Genomic DNA, 14,567 nt, shown 5'->3' with positions numbered 1-14,567 from the left:
GCCCGCCGCCGGGCGGCGGAGGCGCGCCAGGGCCTTCCGGACCCGCCGGGGCGCCTGGGCCGCCCTCCGGCAGGAAGGCGGCGATGCGATGGTTCGACAGGGTGAAGCGCACCGTCTGGCCGACCGCGACGCCGCCCAGCATGCCGGGCTTGGCCATGGCGAACGGCATGGCCCCCGCCGGCCAGTTCAGCGCCTCGTTGGCCTGGTAGGCGATGGTCACCCGTTCGGTCGCGGGATCGATCGCCCGCACGACGCCGACGACCACCACCTTGTCGAGATCGGCCTGCTTGCCGCCCCCGGGGCCTCCGCCCGGACCGCCCGCGCCGCCGGGAGGCGGGCCGCCGCCGCCAGGGCCCCGACCGCCGCCGGGCGGCTGGGCGTGGGCCGTCACGGCCAGGAGGGCGAAGGCGAGGGCGGGAAGGATGATCTTGCGCATGACCGGATCGAGCGTGGCTGGGATCCGCCATGCCTAGCGGCGCAGTGCTGCGCGATGACTGCGCTCGATTTCGGTCCTGAAACGACGGGCGGTGTTTAAGCGTCGGCGGCCGGATCCAGGCTGCTCGCGCCCGGCTCGGCCTTGGGCCGGCCTCCCGCCCGCTTGAACAGGCCCCGCCAGCCGGTCGGCTCCAGCGCGGGGCTGGCCCAGATCTTGTCTTCCATCGCCAGCCGTTCGGCCGCGTCGTAGATCTTGCGCATGGTCGGCGTCTCGAACCGCAGCATGTTGATGCCGTCGAAGTCGCCGGGGATCGAGGCCACGCTGAGCGGCAGGTTGTGGCGCGTGCAGAAGCCCTCGGCCAGGCTCAGGGCCTGGCGATAGGAAAAGCGCAGCATGGTCTCGAAGCTGCGGCCCATGATCGAGGCCACGCCCGGCGGGGTCGAGCGCGGCGAGGGGTCCAGCACCGTGTTGACGATGACATAGACCCGTCCGCGGCGCAGGCGCTGGCCCAGATTGCGCCAGTGCAGCAGGGCGTCGGGCATCAGGAACAGCGGCGCGGCCACGCCGCCGTCGACGTGCATCTCCTGGCGCCGCTCGCCGTCGGCGACGACGTCGATCATCTTGGGCGGGAACAGGCCCGGCACCGTGGCCGAGGCCACCAGCACCTCGCGGAACAGCTTCACCGCCTGGGGGCCGCCCCGGCTGGCGATCGCGCCCATGTCCCAGATCGAGGCCCGCTGGTTGTCGAGATTGGTGGTGGCGATCAGCAGCCGTCGGCCCTTGGCGTGCTCGGCCGCCACGGCGTCGATCATCGTCTCGTCGACGAAGGGCTCGACCAGGGCGTCCAGGCTTTCGCCCTTGAAGATGCTGGGGCCCAGCGCGGGCGCCAGGCGGCGCAGGCTGAGCAGTTCGGCGGCGTGACCGCCCAGATAGGCCTCGGTCAGGCGGTCGTCCCAGGCCGGGCCGAGGAAGGCCAGGGGGGCGATCAGCGCGCCGGTCGAGACGCCGGTGACGATGGCGAAGTCGGGCCGCCGGCCGGCCTTGGTCAGGCCCGTCAGCACGCCGGCGCCATAGGCTCCGCCCGCTGCGCCGCCCGACAGGGCCAGGATGTTGAATTCGTCGAGGCCGATCAGCGAGCGCACCGGCGCCAGCCGGTCGGCCGCGGCCTTCAGCGCGTCCTCGGCCTGCTCGATCGACAGGCGCACGCCGGGGAAGTCGACCGCCTCGACGTCGTGGGCGTCGGCCGGCGGCGCGGGCAGGCGCTTGCCGCGCAGGGGATCGGGGCCCTTCCAGTCGCGGAAGAAGCCCTGGATCGTGATCTTGTTGTCGCCCCCGCGGTCCCCTCCGCGCTCCATGGCCTAGGCCCGGGCGCCGGCCAGGACGACCCCGACCAGCACGGCCGCGTAGTGCAGGCCGGCCCCGCCGATCACGTGGCCGTGCCAGATGGCGCGGCGGAACTTCAGCCGGCGCATCAGGTAGAAGACGGTGCCGGTGGAGTAGACGAGGCCACCGATGGCCAGCAGCAGCAGCGCCACCCACGACAGGCCCTCGATCATCGGCTTGATGGCGACCAGCACCAGCCAGCCCATGGCCATGTAGAGGCCGACCCAGAAACGCTTGTCCAGGCCCGGCAGGAACAGCTTGGCCGCCACGCCCAGGGCCGCGACGCTCCACACCGCCGTGGTCATGCCGATCGCCCACCAGCCCTCGAGGTTCTGGGTAGTGAAGGGGGTGTAGGAGGCGGCGATCATGATGAAGATGCCGGCGTGGTCGAAGCGGCGCAGCAGCGGCTGCCAGCGGGCCTTGGAGAAGTTGTAGGCGGTCGACAGCGACAGCATGGTCACCAGGCCGATGGTGTAGACCCCGATGGCGGCCATCTGGCCCAGCGAGCCCAGGCCGAAGGCCAGGCCCAGCAGGATGCCGCCGCCCAGCAGGGCGCAGGCCAGGCCGGCCAGGTGCACGATCAGGTCGGCCAGCTTGGCGCCCGTCGTCGGGTAGTGCTTGGTGAAGTCTGAGATCGTCATGGCCCGCCCAGCCTACTCAAAATCGGTGACGTATAAACGTCGATCATCATGGCGCCGAAAGGGCGGCGCGCAAGCGTGACCAATCGTCATGCCAGTCCGAAGAAGCCGTCCCAGGCCAGCTTGGTTCCGACGAGGATCAGAAGCACGTAGATCACCTTGTAGAAGCCCTCGGCCGGCACCTTGCGCACCAGCAGCACGCCGGCCCAGGTCGAGGCGATCGCCACCGGCAGCAGCACGGCCACCGTGGCCAGCACCTGCGGCGTGAACTGGCCCAGGGCGATGTAGGCCGGCAGCTTCATCCAGTTGACCACGGCGAAGAAGATGGCGCTGGTGCCGACGAACACGTCGCGCGGCAGGCGGCGGGGCAGCACGTAGATCTGGAAGGGCGGGCCGCCGGCGTGGGCGATCTGGCTGGTGAAGCCCGAGGCCATGCCGCACAGCACGCCCAGCCACGGGCGGGCCGGGCCGGTCTCGATGGCGGCGGCGGCCTTGACCGCCCGCTCGGCCCACAGCCGCTGGGCGGCGAACAGGATGGAGACGAGGCCCACCGCCAGCTCCACCGCCGCCGACGAGACCAGCGCCGCCAGCGCCCAGCCCAGGAAGATGCCGAAGGCCGCCGGCGGGGTCATCAGGATCAGCAAGCCCTTGTCCCAGGTCTTGCGATAGGCCCAGACCCCGACGACGTCCTGCACGATCAAGAGCGGCAGCAGGATCGCGGCGGCCTTCACTGGTCCGACCGCCAGGGCCATCAAGGGCGTGGCCACGACTCCGATCCCCGCGAACCCGCCCTTGGCCAGGCCCACCAGGATCACGGCGGGAATGGCGACGGCGTAGAAGAAGGGGTCGGTGAGCATGGCGGGGTGTTAGCAGGGGAGGGGCGGGCGGACCATGGGGCGCCGCCCGGCCATGCGCCGGGCGCCTTCTTGAGCACGCGAGAAGCGTGTCATCCCGGTCGAAGGACCGCGTCAGCGGTCCGTGGAGCCGGGATCTCCCACGTTTCAGATGTGGCCAGCGTGGGAGGTCCCGGCGCTCCGCTTCGCTACGGCCGGGATGACAACGGAAGTATGATGGGTGAAGCGCTCACACCAGCGGCGGGTTCACCTGCCTGAAGCCGCCTTCGCGCCAGTAGGGGTAGTAGGGATAGGCCGGGGTGACCGCGCTGGCGGCGTCCAGGGCGGCGACTTGCTCAGGGGTAAGGCTCCAGCCGACGGCGCCCAGGTTCTGGCGCAGCTGCTCCTCGGTGCGGGCGCCGATGATCACGCTGGAGACCGTGGGGCGGGCCAGCAGCCAGTTGATGGAGATCTGCGGCACGGTCTTGCCGGTCTCGGCGGCGATGGCGTCCAGGGCGTCGACGATGCGGTAGAGGCGCTCGTCGTCGACCGGCGGGCCGGCGTCGGCGGTCTGGTGCAGGCGGCTGGTTTCCGGCAGCGGCTGGCCGCGGCGGATCTTGCCCGTCAGGCGGCCCCAGCCCAGCGGGCTCCAGACCATGGCCCCGACGCCCTGGTCGGCGGCCAGCGGCATCAGCTCCCACTCATAGTCGCGCCCGGCCAGCGAGTAGTAGGCCTGGTGGGCGACGTAGCGCGGCCAGCCGTGGCGGTCGGCGACGGCCAGCGACTTCATCAGCTCCCAGCCGGCGAAGTTGGAGGCGCCGACATAGAGCACCTTGCCGGCGCGCACGAGGTCGTCGAGGGCGGCCAGGGTCTCCTCGACCGGCGTGGTCCCGTCGAAGGCGTGCAGCTGCAGCAGGTCGATGCGGTCGGTCTTCAGCCGCTTCAGCGCCGCCTCGACCCCGCGCACCAGCCGCAGGCGCGAGGCGCCGGCGTCCAGCGGGCCCTCGCCCATCGGCAGGCCCAGCTTGGTGGAGATCAGCGCCTCGTCGCGACGACCGACCAGGGCTTCGCCGAGGATCTCCTCCGACGCGCCGTTCGAGTAGACGTCGGCGGTGTCGAACAGGGTGACGCCGGCCTCCAGGCAGATGTCGATCAGGCGGCGGGCTTCCTCGACCCGGGTGTCGCCCCAGGCGCTGAACAGCGGACCCTGGCCGCCGAACGTGCCGGCGCCGAAGCTCAATGCGGGACCCTTGAGGCCGGACCGGCCGAGGCTGCGGTATTCCATGGCGTGTCTCCTGAAGGGGAGGGGCGGAGGGCTTGGTCGCTTCGCAGGATGGGCCGGGCCGCCCCCGGGCATCTTGCCGCTTTGGATCGACCGGGAGGGGGAGCCGTGGCGCCCCCTTCCGGTGTTGGTCAGGCCGTCGCCAGCCGGGTCTTGCGCTCGAGGCCCAGGCTGATCCCGGCCAGGACCAGCGCCGCCAGGGGCACCAGGGCCGCGATCGGGGCGATGGCCGAAAGGCCTAGGCCGTGGGCGATCACCGCGCCGCCCAGGGCCGCGCCGATGGCGTTGCCGAGGTTGAAGGCGGCGATGTTCAGGCTGGAGGCCAGGCCCTGGCCCGCGCCGCCGGCCTGGCTCAGCACCCGCATCTGCAGCGGCGCGACGGTGGCGAAGGCCGCCGCGCCCAGCAGGAAGGCGGCCAGGACCGCGCCGACCTTGTCGTGGAAGGCCCAGCCGGCGGCCAGCATGACCACGGTCAGGATGGCGATGCTGCCGGCCAGCGCCGTGTTCAGGGCCTTGTCGGCCCAGCGTCCGCCCACCAGGTTGCCGGCCACCAGGCCCGCGCCGAACACCAGCAGGATCGGCGAGACGGCGGCCTTCGAGAAGCCGGCCAGCTCGGTCAGGATCGGTTGGATGTAGGTGAAGACGGCGAACACCCCGCCAAAGCCCAGCACGGTCATGGCCAGGCCCAGCTGCACCTGCGGACGGGCCAGCACGGCGAACTCCTCCTTCAGGGCGGCGGGCGCGGCGGCCTTCTCGCCCTTGGGCACCAGGAGGGCCAGCACGACCAAGGCGACGGCGCCGATCGCGGTCACGGCCCAGAAGGTCGAGCGCCAGCCGAAGGCCAGGCCCAGCCAGGCGCCGAACGGCACGCCCAGCAGGGTGGCCAGCGTCAGGCCGGTGAACATGATGGCGATCGCCGAGGCCTTGCGCTCGGGCGCGACGAGCGAGACGGCGACCAGGGAGCCGACGCCGAAGAAGGTGCCGTGGGCCAGGGCGGTGATGATCCGCGCGCCCATCAGTATGGCGAAGTTGGGGGCCAGGGCGGCGACCAGGTTGCCCAGGGTGAAGATGGCCATCAGGGCCAGCAGGGTGGTCTTGGGCGGCAGGCGGCGCGTGGCCAGGGTCAGGATCGGCGCGCCGACGAAGACGCCCAGCGCGTAGCCGGTCATCAGCCAGCCGGCCGTGGGGATCGAGACGCCGAGATCGGCGGAGACCTGCATCAGCAGGCCCATGATGACGAATTCGGTGACGCCGATCCCGAAGGCGCCGACGGTCAGGGCGTAGAGGGCGAGAGGCATGGCTGCCGGCTCCGATGATTGTTCGAGCCGTCAGATAGCGCTGGTGTCTTCGATGAATTAGATTGCTGGCAAGACTATCACTTGTGACGTGAAGGCACGATGGCGCGGCAGGAAATCAATCGCACGGCCGAGATGGAGGTCTTCGCCCGCGTCGTCGAGCAGGGCGGCTTCTCGGCTGCGGCCCGCTCGCTTCGCATGACCCCGTCGGCGGTCAGCAAGCTGGTGGCCCGGCTGGAGGCGCGGCTTGGCGCGCGGCTGGTCAACCGCTCGACCCGCAAGCTGATCCTGACTGCCGAGGGCCAGACCTTCCACGAGCGTTCGCTGCGCGTGCTGGCCGACCTGGACGAGGCCGAGCGCGCCGTGGCCGCCAGCGCCGCCCCGCGCGGCCGGGTCCGGGTCAACGCCAGCGTGCCGTTCGGCCAGCACTACCTGCTGCCGCTGGCGCCCCGGTTCCTGGCCGAGCATCCGGAGATCCAGCTCGACATCACCGTCACCGACCAGGTGATCGACCTGATGGACGAACGGGCCGACGTTGCGATCCGGGTGGGGCCGATGCGGGCCTCGCAGCTGATGGCCCGCAAGATCGCGCAGAGCCGCATGGTGCTGGTCGCCTCGCCCGGCTATCTGGCGCGGACCGGCGCGCCGGAGCACCCCGACGACCTGCCGCGCCACGAGCTGGTCACCTTCAACTTCGCCCGCCACTGCGACTCCTGGCCGTTCCTGATCGAGGGCGAGGGCGTCTTCCGCCCGGTTCACGGCCGGGCCGAGGTGGGCGATGGCGAGAGCGCCCGCGCCCTGGCCCTGGCCGGACAGGGGATCGCCCGGCTGTCGGTGATCCATGTCGGCCCCGACATCGCCGCCGGCCGGCTGGCTCCGGTGCTGGAGGCCTTCAATCCCGGCGACATCGAGCAGATCCACGCCGTCTATGTCGGCCACGGCGGCCAGCTGCCCGCGCGGGTGCGGGTGTTTATCGACTGGTTGGCGGCAGCGATGAGCGTGGGGCGCAGCGAACCGGCGGCGCTGGCGCAGTTCGGAAGCTAGGCAGGGGACTGGCGGGAGGCCGCCGTCAACGCTAGGGTCACAGCATGAAGGCGCCGACGAAGATCCCTGCTCCAGCGCATGCCGCGGCCACCCCCGAGATCGTCCAGGCCCTGCGTGATCTGGTGGGCGCGGGCGTGGCGCCGACCAAGCGGCAGATTTTCGCGCTCCAGGCTCTGATCGGGGATGCGGACGAGGGGACGGTTGGGGACCTGCTGTTCGATCTGTACAACGACCTCGCCTACGATCCCGTGGCGGCGCCAGACGGGGCGCTGGGCGAGATCACCCGGGCCCTGCAGGTGATCGAGGCGGCTTCGGACGTCTAGGCGCCGGTCAATCGGCGGGAACGGCCTCGACGGCGTCGGGGTGGAAGCGCAGTTCAGCTTGGGTCCAGCAGTCGCTCCATTCGGTGCCGACCACCGCGCCGCAGAGGCAGGCCCGGTTCGGACCGTCAGAACCGTCGGAGCCGCAGCAACCATTGTCGACGCCCGTAGAGCGCAGCGCCTCGGGCGGAACGTCGTCGGGGTGGGTGGCTATGGCCCCGGCGGGAGAGAAGACGTGGACGCCGACGATCTGGCCGTCGGGGCCGTGGATCGAACTGGCGGACTCGTTGCTCAAACGAACCGCTAGACCGGCCGGCACGCTCGGCTCGCGGTCCTGGCCGACGACGTGGTTGGTCTCATCGGTCCAGCACAGAGGGGCGGTCAGGGGGCGGCGGCAGGCGCGGCAGACAAGTTGGATCGGCATGGGCGAGCTTCGCTTGAGGGGCGCGCATAACATGGCCGGCCAAGTTGGCCGTCAATGGTCGCCTACCCGGCCGCCTTGCCGTAGGCGCTGAGGGCGGCGGCCATCTGGGGCGCGGCTTCGACCACCGGCGCGGCGGGCGCCTGCGGCGCGGCGGCGCCGGCCAGGCGGGCCTGGGCCTCGGGCGACAGGGTGACGGTGTCGCGCGGGGCCGACGCGGCCGGCTGGGCGGCGTCGAGATCCGACTGCAGGCGGGCGCGGTAGTCGCCGACGGTGGCCGGTCCCCGTGCGCCGGGAACGCCGACCTGCAGCGAGGCGACGATGGTCTGGTCGGTTTGCGAAAGCCCGTCGAAGGCCTTCAGCGCCTGGGCCTGCGGCGCCGGCGGTGCGGCGTCCGATCCCGCCCAGGCGGCCTTGGTGAAGGTGTTGAGCGCCGACTGCACCGTCTTGGCGAACGGCGAGTCGTTGAGGGCGGGGGCGAGGCTGGCGCGCTCGGCGTGGCCGGCCCCGGCCCAGCGACTGGACAGGGCGTGATAGGCCGACAGCTTCTGGTCCAGCCCGACCGCGCCGGCGGTGTCGTTCAGCGCCGTCGCCGCGCCGGCCGCGCCGCCGGGATAGGCGACGGCCGACCCGCTGGCTGCGGCTTCTGTGGCGTAGGGCTGGGCTATCTTCATCTCGCCGCCAGCCTTCGCGCTCGCGCCATGAAGAGGGTGTGAATGCTGACGTCCAGGCTGCGTGGCATGCTGTCGCAGCCGGGGCGCAAGGCCCCGGCCGCGCATCGGACCCTTAGGCCCCGACCAGCACCTCGGCCACCTGCACGGCGTTCAGCGCCGCGCCCTTGCGCAGGTTGTCGCCGAYGACGAAGAGGGCTAGGCCGTGCTCGACCGTCGGGTCGGGGCGCACGCGGCCGACGAACACCGGATCCTGGCCGGTGGCGGCCAAGGGGTTCGGCACATCGTCGATCACCACGCCGGGCGCCTTGGCCAGCAGGGCCAGGGCTTCGTCCACCGAGATCGGGCGATCGAACTCGGCGTTGATCGAGAGGGCGTGGCCCGAGAACACCGGCACGCGCACGCAGGTGCCGCTGACCGGCAGGTTCGGCAGGCCCAGGATCTTGCGGCTTTCGTCGCGCAGCTTCAGCTCTTCCTCGGTGTAGCCGTCCTCGCCCAGCACGTAGTTCAGCGGCACGACGTTATAGGCCAGCGGCACGGCCCACTTCTTCGGTTCCGGCAGCGGGGCGGCCTCGGGGCTCATGGCCAGGCCGTCGAGATCGCCTTCAGCGCCCGCGCGCAGCTGCTCGGACAGCACCTGGATGCCCTCGACCCCGCCGCCCGAGGCGGCCTGGTAGGTGCTGACCGTCAGGCGCTTGAGCCCGGCGTGGTCGTGCAGGGGCTTGAGCACCGGCATGGCGGCCATGGTGGTGCAGTTGGGGTTGGCGACGATGCCCTTGGGATTGTCGTCCAGGGCCTCGGGGTTCACTTCGGCCACCACCAGCGGAACCTCCGGGTCGCTGCGCCAGGCCGACGAGTTGTCGATGACGATCGCGCCGGCCGCCGCGGCCTTGGGGGCCAGCTCGCGCGACGTGCCGCCGCCGGCCGAGAAGAACACGATGTCGAGACCGGMGAAGTCGGCGCTGGCGGCGTCCTCGACGACCACCGAACCGTCCTTCCAGGCCAGGGTCTGGCCGGCCGAGCGGGCCGAGGCGAAGACCCGCAAGGCCGACAGCGGAAAGTCCCGCTCGGCCAGCAGCCTCAGCATCATGCCGCCGACCAGGCCGGTGGCGCCGACGACGCCGACGGCGGGCGGGTTCGAACGGGAAAACTTGCGGCTCATGGGTAGCGTCTCCTGGTGATGTGGAGCGCGGGGAGCCTTGAGGTCTCGTGGATTGAGAGCCGCCCCGCGCAGTGCGGGGCTGGTCTGAGGATGCCGCTTAGATCGCGCGCATGCCCGCCGCCCCGCCGAAGCGGGTCGTTTTGCGGGTAATAATTTTGGTCGCGGCCAATTGCATCGAGCGGGGCTAATAGCGGTGAAGCGGGGCGGCGTAAAGCGGGCTGCCGTCTTCGGGCGGCTCTCATCAGGAACCTCCCCCAGAGGGGGAGGTTCGCTCAGCCGCTGGCCCCCTTGCTTTCCCAGCCGTCGACGAACGGGAAGCGCTTTTCCCAGAACCCGGCCAGGCGCGGGTCGGCGTCCACGCGGCGCACCACGTCGGCCATCTTCGGCGCGCGCTCGTAGAACCGCACGCGGCGCGAGCCCCAGCGGCTGACCACGGCCACATAGAGGTCGAGCACGGTCAGTTCGTCGCCCAGGATGTAGGCGCGGGGCTCGACCTGGGCGTCCATCATCGCCCAGCAGTCGGCGATGCGGTCGGCGGTGGCGGCCTTGACCCTGCCTTGCGCTTCCGGATCGGGACCGGCCAGGCGCGAGGGATCGTCGCGCACCCAGAACAGCGAATAGATCGAGGCCGGGATGAAGGTCATCCAGCGCAGGAACTGGCCCCGGCGCGGATCGCCGATGGCCGGGGCCAGCCCGGCTTCGGGGTGGTTGTCGGCCAGCCAGATCAGGATCGCCGCGCTCTCGGTGATCGTCTCGCCTTGGGGCGTGACAAGCGCCGGGATCTGCTTCATCGGATTGACGGGGGCGACCTTGGCCTGCTGCGCCTGGCCCTCCCAGGTGGGCGCCTCGACCACCTTGTAGGGCTGCCCCAATAGGGTCAAAGTCGCTTCGACAGGGACCGAGCCGGAGCCGAGCGCGCCATAGACGGTGTAATCGCTGTTCATCTTTGGTTACCCATTCTGCCCACAACATGTTGTGCCATGGGTCAATTTGACCACTAGATGGGGCGTGTCGCCCTAGGCTACGAAGAGACTACCCGCCCGACCGATTCGTGTCCGACCGCTCTGGAGACCGCCCATGTCCGCCCCGTTGATCACCACGCCCGGCCTCATGATCCCCTCCGGCGGTTACAAGCCCTTCCGCTATCCGTGGGCCTATGACTTCTGGAAGAAGCAGCAGCAGGTCCACTGGATGCCCGAAGAGGTGCCGCTGGGCGAGGACCTCAAGGACTGGGCCGTCAAGCTGAACGACAAGGAGCGCAATCTGCTGACGCAGATCTTCCGCTTCTTCACCCAGTCCGACGTCGAGGTGCAGGACAACTACATGGAGCGCTACGGTCGGGTGTTCAAACCGACCGAAGTGAAGATGATGCTGGCCTCGTTCGCGAACATGGAGACGATCCATATCGCGGCCTACGCCCTCCTCCTCGAGACCATCGGCATGCCCGAGACCGAGTTCTCGGCGTTCATGGAATACGAGGCCATGAAGGCCAAGCACGACTACATGCAGACCTTCGGCGTCGACAGCCACGCCGACATCTGCCGCACGCTGGCCATGTTCGGCGGCTTCACCGAAGGCCTGCAGTTGTTCGCCAGCTTCGCGATGCTGATGAACTTCCCGCGCTTCAACAAGATGAAGGGCATGGGCCAGATCGTCTCGTGGTCGATCCGCGACGAGAGCCTGCACTGCGACGGCATCATCAAGCTGTACCACGCCTTCAACAAGGAGACGGGCGCGGTGACCAAGGCCGTGGCCGACGACATCGTCGACTGCTGCAAGACCGTGGTCGGCATGGAGGATAACTTCATCGACCTGGCCTTCGAGGCCGGCGACATCCAGGGCATGACCCCGGACGACATCAAGAAGTACATCCGCTTCGTCGCCGACTGGCGCCTGCGCCAACTGGACCTGCCGGAAGTCTACGGCGTGCGGGAAAACCCGCTGCCGTGGCTGCAGGCCCTGCTGTCGGGCGTCGAGCACGCCAACTTCTTCGAGGCGCGCGCCACCGAATATTCGAAGGCCGCGACCAAGGGCCAGTGGCACGGCGCCGAGGGCGTGTGGTCCAGCTTCGAGGCCATGCTGCAAAAGCGCACCGACGTTCCGGCCGAGCACTGAGCCTCGCCAAATCGTCGTGACGACACGAACGCCGCCGGGTAAGTCCCGGCGGCGTTTTTCGTTTGGGGGAAGCATTCCATGCGCATCGCGGTGATCGGTCCCGGCGCGGTCGGCGGAACCCTGGCGGCCTGGCTCTCGCAGGCCCACGAGGTGACGCTGTGCGCCCGCACCGCCTTCGACCGGCTGCAGGTCGAGACGCCCGAGGGGCCGCTCGTCGCCGACCCGACCGTGCTGACCGACCCGGCCGCCGCCGCGCCCGTCGACTGGGTGCTGGTCACGACCAAGACCTATGACGCCGCCGGCGCCGCGGCCTGGCTGGCGGGGCTGGTCGGGCCGCAAACCCGCGTGGCCGTGCTGCAGAACGGCGTCGAGCACGTCGAGCGCTTCACGCCCTGGCTGCCGGCCGACCGCATCACGCCCGCGGTGGTCGACATCCCGGCCGAGCGCACGGCGCCGGGCGTCATCCGCCAGCGGCGGATGGGCTGGATTAAGGTTCCGGCCGGGCAGGCGGGGCGGGCGTTCGTCGACCTCTTCGCCCATACGCCGATCGACGTGGCGACCACCGACGGCTTCGCCACCGTCGCCTGGAGCAAGCTGGCCCTCAACTGCGCCGGGGCGGTCAACGCCCTGACCCTGAAGCCCTCCGGCATCGCCCACCGCGACGACATCGCCGCGATCATGCGTGACTTGGTGGCCGAATGCGTCGCCGTCGGCCGGGCGCAGGGGGCGGACCTTGCGGACGACCTGCCGCAGCAGGTGGTGGCCGGCTATCGCGCCGGGCCCGCCGACGGGATCAACTCGCTGCACGCCGACCGCCTGGCCGGGCGGCCGATGGAGATCGACGCCCGCAACGGCGTCATCGTCCGCCAGGGCGCCGCCCACGGGATCGCCACGCCGGTCAACGCCATGGTCGTGGCGCTGCTGGAGGCGGCGGGGGCGTAGCGAACAAGCCTTGCCGTTCGGCCGGGTTCGCGGTGGGATGGCGGCATGAGGATCCTCGCCGCCGTCGTCGTCGCCATACTGGCCTTGCAACCCCTGGCCCAGGTGTCGGCCTGCACGCAGGTCCTTAGATCGTCGGCCCTGCCGCTCGATCGGGCTTGGCCGGCGTTCTTCGGCGAGTGGTTCGCGCGGGCGGATGGCGTCTATCTCGTTACCGTCGACGCGGCCGGGCCGCTGGAGGGCGGTTCCGAGCCGATGCCCTGCGACTACGACCGTCCGCCGCCGCCGCCGATCGAAGGCGTACGGGGGAAGGCCAAGAGAGCCGAGGCGATGGAGCTGCTGCGTCGTTACGATGCGGCGCGCGGGGCCTGCTCGCCAGGGAAAGTGCGGGTCCATGTCGTCGAGGCCCTCAAGGGCGCACTACGCGAGGACTGGGTCGAGGAGGTCGCTTTCATCCAGGTGATGGATGGTCCGCCGCCCGAACCGATCGTGCAGGATGCGAGCGAGCCCATCTATGCCGCAGGGGTCGGCCCTTTTCCGGTCTCGTCATGCATGCGGGGGTGGTTCGCTCGCCGAATGAGCTTGCAGTCGACCTATGTGGTTTTGACGACCGACCACGGCGAGCATCCAGGGCGCATCACCCACGTCTTCCTGGCCGATGAGCGCACGCCCTTCCTGGCCGAGGCGCGCCGGCTGGCGCGCCCCGCGCCCTGACCGTCAGTTCTTCAGGAAACCGCCCAGCAGGTCGCCGACCGCGCCGCCCAGGCCCTCGTCGGGCAGCTTGCCGCCGGGGGTGAGCTTGTCGACCAGGCCCGGCAGGATCTCCGACAGCTTGGCCGCCGCGGTCTGCGGGTCGACGCCCAGCTTCTCGGCGAACTGGCCGACGACGCCCGAGCCGAGCACGGCCTGGATCTGTTCGGGCGAGACGGGCAGGTTCTGGCCGCTCGACACCCACGACTGGGCGACTTCGGAAAGGCCGCCCTTCTGGAAGGCGTCGACGAGGCCCCCGACCCCGCCGGTGACGCCCAGGCTCTTCACCGTTTCGGCGATGTCGCCCTGGCCGCCCAGCGCGCCCATCAGATTGTCCAGCAGGCTCATGTCTCGCTCCGCTCGATCGTCGCTGGCCCGCCGTGGGCCCGCCCGACGTGGGAGCGATTAAGACCCGATCCAGCGCGCTTGGCGAGCGGGCATAAGGAAAAGGCGCGGACCTTTCGATCCGCGCCCTTCACGTGTTCGGCCTGGCGCCGGATGCGTCCTACGGACGGTCCTTGCGCGGGATGGCCGCCACTTCTTCCGGCGTCAGCTTGGTGATGGCCTTGGCGCGGATCGGCATGGCGAAGCCCGTGCCGTCGGCGACGCGCAGGTCCAGGTCCAGCGGCCGGCAGACGGTGTCGATGCCGCGCACGTTCGAGACGAGGTAGCTGCCGGGCGCGGTCAGCGAGTTGGTGCCCCACGACAGGTCCACGCGATAGACGTCGCGGTTGCGGACCTTCATGTAGAGCGTGTTCTTGTCGGGGGCGCTCCAGCCTTGCCAGTCCGACAGCTGGAAGCACTGGCGGGGCGCCTTCTCGGCGGCGGCCGCGCCTTCGGTCGCCAGGGCCGGGCCCGCGAGAAGCGCGCCGGCCAGACCGGCCAGGGCGATGGTTTTCAACTTGACCATTGCGTTCATCCTCACAGTCCCTCGCGCGAAAGATTGGGCCTGGAAGCCTCGCAGTCAATGGTCAAGCCGCCCCTTTTTTACCACCTGAAGGGGCGTTTTAGGTCGTTCCGTTCGAGGCGGCGGCAAAAGAAAAGGGCGGGACCGCGAGGCCCCGCCCTTGTTCGTTCCGGTAAGGAAGGTGAGCGTCAGGCCTTGGCGGCCTCGCCCTCCGGCATGTCCTCCAGCTCGCCCTCCCACTTGGCGACGACGGCGGCGGCCACCGAGTTGCCGACGACGTTGGTGGCGCTGCGGCCCATGTCGAGCAGGTGGTCGACGCCGAGCACCAGGGCGATCCAGGCCTCGGGCAGGCCGAAGTAGGTGAGGGTGGC

18 protein-coding genes are annotated in these 14,567 nt (G+C 70.5%); 5 read left to right on the top strand and 13 right to left on the bottom strand.

The window, feature by feature from the left end; genetic code table 11:
• The 6 genes from AC1DCG_RS23765 to AC1DCG_RS23740 form a co-directional block, all read right to left on the bottom strand.
• A partial coding sequence (locus tag AC1DCG_RS23765) for a copper-binding protein (RefSeq protein WP_477041709.1) occupies window positions 1-436 on the bottom strand: 436 nt, incomplete at its 3' end.
• Window positions 437-531: 95 nt separating this feature from the next.
• A complete protein-coding gene (locus AC1DCG_RS23760; RefSeq protein WP_477029338.1) occupies window positions 532-1,791 on the bottom strand; it encodes a patatin-like phospholipase family protein in 1,260 nt (419 codons plus the stop codon).
• A 3-nt stretch (window positions 1,792-1,794) separates the two neighbouring features.
• On the bottom strand, window positions 1,795-2,460 hold the full coding sequence (trhA, locus tag AC1DCG_RS23755) for a PAQR family membrane homeostasis protein TrhA (protein ID WP_058350211.1): 666 nt from the start codon (window positions 2,458-2,460) through the stop codon (window positions 1,795-1,797).
• A gap of 86 nt (window positions 2,461-2,546) precedes the next feature.
• A complete protein-coding gene (locus AC1DCG_RS23750) occupies window positions 2,547-3,314 on the bottom strand; it encodes a sulfite exporter TauE/SafE family protein (protein WP_165261048.1) in 768 nt (255 codons plus the stop codon).
• A 226-nt stretch (window positions 3,315-3,540) separates the two neighbouring features.
• The gene (locus AC1DCG_RS23745) at window positions 3,541-4,575 is read right to left on the bottom strand and encodes an aldo/keto reductase (RefSeq protein ID WP_477029339.1); all 1,035 of its coding nucleotides are present in this window, start codon (window positions 4,573-4,575) and stop codon (window positions 3,541-3,543) included.
• A 128-nt stretch (window positions 4,576-4,703) separates the two neighbouring features.
• Window positions 4,704-5,870, bottom strand: coding sequence for an MFS transporter (locus tag AC1DCG_RS23740; RefSeq protein ID WP_477029340.1), 1,167 nt, complete (start codon window positions 5,868-5,870; stop codon window positions 4,704-4,706).
• Window positions 5,871-5,969: 99 nt separating this feature from the next.
• Between AC1DCG_RS23740 and AC1DCG_RS23735 the strand changes: the two genes are divergently transcribed.
• Both AC1DCG_RS23735 and AC1DCG_RS23730 read left to right on the top strand, forming a co-directional pair.
• Window positions 5,970-6,911, top strand: a complete 942-nt coding sequence (locus AC1DCG_RS23735; protein WP_477029341.1) for a LysR family transcriptional regulator — start codon at window positions 5,970-5,972, stop codon at window positions 6,909-6,911.
• A 44-nt stretch (window positions 6,912-6,955) separates the two neighbouring features.
• On the top strand, window positions 6,956-7,234 hold the full coding sequence (locus AC1DCG_RS23730; RefSeq protein ID WP_477029342.1) for a hypothetical protein: 279 nt from the start codon (window positions 6,956-6,958) through the stop codon (window positions 7,232-7,234).
• 7 nt (window positions 7,235-7,241) lie between these two features.
• Here AC1DCG_RS23730 and AC1DCG_RS23725 read toward each other — a convergent pair whose 3' ends face one another.
• The 4 genes from AC1DCG_RS23725 to AC1DCG_RS23710 form a co-directional block, all read right to left on the bottom strand.
• Complete coding sequence (locus AC1DCG_RS23725) at window positions 7,242-7,655, bottom strand: hypothetical protein (RefSeq protein WP_477029343.1); 414 nt, start codon at window positions 7,653-7,655, stop codon at window positions 7,242-7,244.
• 62 nt (window positions 7,656-7,717) lie between these two features.
• Window positions 7,718-8,326: a hypothetical protein gene (locus AC1DCG_RS23720; protein WP_477029344.1), complete on the bottom strand. Its 609-nt coding sequence runs from the start codon at window positions 8,324-8,326 to the stop codon at window positions 7,718-7,720.
• Between the two features lie 112 nt (window positions 8,327-8,438).
• Window positions 8,439-9,485, bottom strand: coding sequence for an aspartate-semialdehyde dehydrogenase (locus AC1DCG_RS23715; protein ID WP_477041708.1), 1,047 nt, complete (start codon window positions 9,483-9,485; stop codon window positions 8,439-8,441).
• A 272-nt stretch (window positions 9,486-9,757) separates the two neighbouring features.
• On the bottom strand, window positions 9,758-10,429 hold the full coding sequence (locus AC1DCG_RS23710; protein WP_477029346.1) for a glutathione S-transferase family protein: 672 nt from the start codon (window positions 10,427-10,429) through the stop codon (window positions 9,758-9,760).
• 133 nt (window positions 10,430-10,562) lie between these two features.
• Here AC1DCG_RS23710 and AC1DCG_RS23705 point away from each other — a divergent pair, with 133 nt between their 5' ends.
• The 3 genes from AC1DCG_RS23705 (at window position 10,563) to AC1DCG_RS23695 (ending at window position 13,253) form a co-directional block, all read left to right on the top strand.
• On the top strand, window positions 10,563-11,600 hold the full coding sequence (locus tag AC1DCG_RS23705) for a ribonucleotide-diphosphate reductase subunit beta (RefSeq protein WP_165261008.1): 1,038 nt from the start codon (window positions 10,563-10,565) through the stop codon (window positions 11,598-11,600).
• 78 nt (window positions 11,601-11,678) lie between these two features.
• On the top strand, window positions 11,679-12,542 hold the full coding sequence (locus AC1DCG_RS23700; RefSeq protein WP_477029347.1) for a 2-dehydropantoate 2-reductase: 864 nt from the start codon (window positions 11,679-11,681) through the stop codon (window positions 12,540-12,542).
• 45 nt (window positions 12,543-12,587) lie between these two features.
• Window positions 12,588-13,253 (top strand): hypothetical protein, encoded by a 666-nt coding sequence (locus AC1DCG_RS23695; protein ID WP_477029348.1) that lies wholly within the window; start codon window positions 12,588-12,590, stop codon window positions 13,251-13,253.
• Between the two features lie 3 nt (window positions 13,254-13,256).
• Here the strand turns inward: AC1DCG_RS23695 and AC1DCG_RS23690 are convergent, their stop codons facing one another.
• From AC1DCG_RS23690 to AC1DCG_RS23680, 3 genes are all read right to left on the bottom strand, one after another.
• Window positions 13,257-13,637 carry a YidB family protein gene (locus tag AC1DCG_RS23690; protein WP_477029349.1) on the bottom strand — a complete coding sequence of 127 codons (381 nt, stop codon included), beginning with the start codon at window positions 13,635-13,637 and terminating at the stop codon, window positions 13,257-13,259.
• 157 nt (window positions 13,638-13,794) lie between these two features.
• Window positions 13,795-14,199: a DUF6491 family protein gene (locus tag AC1DCG_RS23685; protein WP_109099608.1), complete on the bottom strand. Its 405-nt coding sequence runs from the start codon at window positions 14,197-14,199 to the stop codon at window positions 13,795-13,797.
• 185 nt (window positions 14,200-14,384) lie between these two features.
• Window positions 14,385-14,567 (bottom strand): cation:dicarboxylate symporter family transporter (locus AC1DCG_RS23680; RefSeq protein ID WP_477037265.1); only part of this gene is annotated, 183 nt, incomplete at its 5' end.

The organism is Caulobacter sp. 10L414 (assembly GCF_056395525.1).
This window is presented reverse-complemented; position numbering and strand designations above follow the sequence as displayed.

Excerpts from the sequence above, each read along its gene's own strand:
- AC1DCG_RS23735 (WP_477029341.1), top strand. The coding sequence starts at position 5,970 with ATGGCGCGGCAGGAAATCAATCGCACGGCCGAGATGGAGGTCTTCGCC.
- AC1DCG_RS23760 (WP_477029338.1), bottom strand. The coding sequence starts at position 1,791 with ATGGAGCGCGGAGGGGACCGCGGGGGCGACAACAAGATCACGATCCAG.
- AC1DCG_RS23685 (WP_109099608.1), bottom strand. The coding sequence starts at position 14,199 with ATGGTCAAGTTGAAAACCATCGCCCTGGCCGGTCTGGCCGGCGCGCTT.
- AC1DCG_RS23725 (WP_477029343.1), bottom strand. The coding sequence starts at position 7,655 with ATGCCGATCCAACTTGTCTGCCGCGCCTGCCGCCGCCCCCTGACCGCC.
- trhA (WP_058350211.1), bottom strand. The coding sequence starts at position 2,460 with ATGACGATCTCAGACTTCACCAAGCACTACCCGACGACGGGCGCCAAG.
- AC1DCG_RS23750 (WP_165261048.1), bottom strand. The coding sequence starts at position 3,314 with ATGCTCACCGACCCCTTCTTCTACGCCGTCGCCATTCCCGCCGTGATC.
- AC1DCG_RS23730 (WP_477029342.1), top strand. The coding sequence starts at position 6,956 with ATGAAGGCGCCGACGAAGATCCCTGCTCCAGCGCATGCCGCGGCCACC.
- AC1DCG_RS23705 (WP_165261008.1), top strand. The coding sequence starts at position 10,563 with ATGTCCGCCCCGTTGATCACCACGCCCGGCCTCATGATCCCCTCCGGC.
- AC1DCG_RS23695 (WP_477029348.1), top strand. The coding sequence starts at position 12,588 with ATGAGGATCCTCGCCGCCGTCGTCGTCGCCATACTGGCCTTGCAACCC.
- AC1DCG_RS23745 (WP_477029339.1), bottom strand. The coding sequence starts at position 4,575 with ATGGAATACCGCAGCCTCGGCCGGTCCGGCCTCAAGGGTCCCGCATTG.
- AC1DCG_RS23710 (WP_477029346.1), bottom strand. The coding sequence starts at position 10,429 with ATGAACAGCGATTACACCGTCTATGGCGCGCTCGGCTCCGGCTCGGTC.
- AC1DCG_RS23740 (WP_477029340.1), bottom strand. The coding sequence starts at position 5,870 with ATGCCTCTCGCCCTCTACGCCCTGACCGTCGGCGCCTTCGGGATCGGC.
- AC1DCG_RS23700 (WP_477029347.1), top strand. The coding sequence starts at position 11,679 with ATGCGCATCGCGGTGATCGGTCCCGGCGCGGTCGGCGGAACCCTGGCG.
- AC1DCG_RS23720 (WP_477029344.1), bottom strand. The coding sequence starts at position 8,326 with ATGAAGATAGCCCAGCCCTACGCCACAGAAGCCGCAGCCAGCGGGTCG.
- AC1DCG_RS23690 (WP_477029349.1), bottom strand. The coding sequence starts at position 13,637 with ATGAGCCTGCTGGACAATCTGATGGGCGCGCTGGGCGGCCAGGGCGAC.